This window comes from Mycobacterium arosiense ATCC BAA-1401 = DSM 45069 (assembly GCF_002086125.1).
GTDB classification, from domain to species: Bacteria; Actinomycetota; Actinomycetes; order Mycobacteriales; family Mycobacteriaceae; genus Mycobacterium; species Mycobacterium arosiense.
Map to the genome: position 1 here is coordinate 1 of NZ_MVHG01000316.1, position 281 is coordinate 281.

A 281-nucleotide genomic window follows, 5' to 3' on the forward strand; every position below is an offset into this window, starting at 1 on the left:
TGCAGGAACTGTCCAGCAAGATGCTGGAAGTGCCGGAAGGCTTCGTGGTTCAGCGCCAGGTTTCGAAGATCTACGAAGATCGCCAGAAGATGGCGGCCGGTGGCCTGCCGATCAACTGGGGCTTCGCCGAGACCCTGGCCTACGCGACCCTGCTGTTCGAAGGCCATCCGGTACGGATGACCGGCCAGTACGTCGGCCGTGGCACCTTCTCGCACCGTCACGCGGTGCTGCACAACCAGAAGGACGACTCGGTCTACGTACCGCTGGCCAATCTGTTCGAC

The 281-nt window shown here is 62.3% G+C and carries 1 protein-coding gene; it reads left to right on the forward strand.

Going from position 1 to position 281, the window contains the following annotated elements:
• Nucleotides 1-20: 20 nt before the first annotated feature.
• A partial coding sequence (locus tag BST14_RS32035) for a 2-oxoglutarate dehydrogenase component E1 family protein (protein WP_211280855.1) occupies nt 21-281 on the forward strand: 261 nt, incomplete at its 3' end.